General features: G+C 77.5%; 2 protein-coding genes and 1 pseudogene. 2 read left to right on the forward strand and 1 reads right to left on the reverse strand.

Features of this window, described 5'->3' with window-relative positions; translation table 11 throughout:
• Window positions 1-293, reverse strand: a pseudogene (locus ABEB16_RS18295) (hypothetical protein); the annotation flags it as partial.
• A gap of 148 nt (window positions 294-441) precedes the next feature.
• On the opposite strand from ABEB16_RS18295, the gene ABEB16_RS18300 reads away from it, so the two are divergent.
• A complete protein-coding gene (locus tag ABEB16_RS18300; RefSeq protein WP_345713647.1) occupies window positions 442-1,284 on the forward strand; it encodes a glycosyltransferase in 843 nt (280 codons plus the stop codon).
• The coding region (locus tag ABEB16_RS18305) for a glycosyltransferase (RefSeq protein ID WP_345713648.1) at window positions 1,281-2,073 on the forward strand (793 nt) is incomplete at its 3' end. The genes ABEB16_RS18300 and ABEB16_RS18305, both read left to right, overlap by 4 nt.

The raw sequence follows: 2,073 nt of genomic DNA on the forward strand, positions 1-2,073 counted from the left end.
GCCGCGGCCGCCGAGGCGGTGCGCAGGGGACCGCCGGCGAGCAGGGCCGTGGTCCGGCGGGCCTCGCGCCGGCTGCGCTCGGAGCGGTGCCGCTGCGGGGGGCTGGGGCGCACCGTGAACGTGTGCACCTCCACGCCGCGGGCGCGCAGCGCCTCCACCTCGGTCTCGATGAAGGTGTGGGAGGTCGCCGGGTACTCGCTCACGAGGTAGGCCACGGGGCCCGGCCACGCCCCGGGACGATCCGGCTGCGCGCTGTCCACCGCGGGCCCGCTCTCGGGTTGAGTGAAGACCATGTCGCGAAGAGTAACCATGAGCGCCGGGAACAGCCACGACGCGGAGCTGTGGGTAATGTGTCCCGTACACGGCGTGTCGTCGGCGGATCATCGCGAGCCGCGCTCGCGCTGGAGCCGGTGATCCCCTGATCCGTTCCCGGAGGACGACGTGACGGCCACGCTGCCGGGGCGGGACCAGCCACCACGCGCCAGCGTCCTGCTGCGCACGTTCGACTCCGCGGCCACCGTCGCGGCGGTGCTGGACTCCGTGCGCGCCCAGACGCTGCCCGCCGAGGTCGTCGTCGTGGACTCCGGCTCCACCGACGCCACCCTCGACCTCCTCCGCGGCCGGGTGGAGCGGGTCGTGACGATGCCGCGCGGTTCCTTCACCTACGGCGGGGCGCTGAACCTCGCCGCGGCCGCCGCCACGACCCCCGTGCTGGTGCCGCTGTCCTCCCACTGCCTCCTGCCCCACGAGCGGTGGCTGGAGATCGCGGTGGGCCACGTGGCGGCCGGCGCGGTGGCGGCGTGCGGTCAGACCCACGACGGCGACGGCACCCCGCTCACCGGCCCGTTCGCGGCCGACCACGCCTACGTCGGCGCCCGGCAGCACTGGGGGCTGTCGAACACCGCCGCGGCGCTGGACGCCGGGGTGTGGCGGCGGCACCGGTTCGACGAGACCCTGCCGGCGTCGGAGGACATCGAGTGGACGTGGCGGGCGCTGGCCGACGGCGGCCACCTCGTCGTGGACCCGCGCCTCGTCGTCGACGGCGGCCACCGGCGCGCGGCGGGGGCGCGGGCCTACTCCGGGCGGCTGCGCCGGGAGGTCCTGGCGCTGGCGCACCTGCGGCCGCTGCCCCCCTACGGCCTGCGCGATGCGCTGCTGGACTGGGGGCGCCCGCGGGCGAGGGACCCGTTCGTGACGCCCGCCCGCCCCTTCGGCCGCACGCGCCTGCTGGACGTGGCGACCCGGTGGTCGGCGGGGCGCGAGGCCGCGGGGAGGGACCGGTGACGCCGGCGGCCGCGGCCGTCGTCCCCGTCCGGGGCCACGGGCAGCTGCTGACCGGGTGCCTGCGGGCGCTGGCGGCGCAGACCGCCGGGGAGCTGCGGGTCGTCGTCGTGGACGACTCGCCCGACGGTTCGCTGGTGCTGCCGCCGGGCACGGCGCCGGCCGGGACGACGGTGCTGCGCAGCGGCGGCCGCGGGCCGTACGCGGCCCGCAACCTCGCCGCCGGGGCGCTCGACGTCGACGTGCTGCTGTTCCTCGACGCGCGCAGCCGCCCGCACCCGGGCTGGGCGCGGGCCCTGCTGGGGCTGTTCGAGGACCCCGCGGTGGCCCTGGGCGGCTCGGACGTGCGGGTGTGCGGCGGGCCCTCGCTGGCGGCGGCGGCCTCGGAGCTGCAGCAGTTCGCGCGGCTGCGGAACTACGTGGCCGCGAACCACTTCATGCCCTACCTGCCGACGTGCAACCTCGCGGTGCGCCGCAGCGACTTCACCGCGGTGGGTGGTTTCCGCGACGTGCGCAGCGGTGGGGACGCCGACCTGTGCTGGCGGGTGCTCAGCCGTCCCGACCGGCGGCTGGCGACCGTGGAGGAGGTGCTCATGGACTGGCTGCCGCGCACCTCGGTCGTGGAGCTGGTCGAGCAGCACTACCGGTACGGCAGGTCGACGTTCGAGCTGCGGCGCAGCTGGCAGGGGCGCGGGGCCGCCGTCCCGCGGCCGCTGCCGTACTGGCGGCTGGTGCGGCGCACGGGCTGGCTGGGGGTGCGCGCCGGCGCGGCGTGGGCCCGCCGCGACCGCG

This window comes from Kineococcus glutinatus, from assembly GCF_039542765.1.
Taxonomy (GTDB): Bacteria; Actinomycetota; Actinomycetes; order Actinomycetales; family Kineococcaceae; genus Kineococcus_A; species Kineococcus_A glutinatus.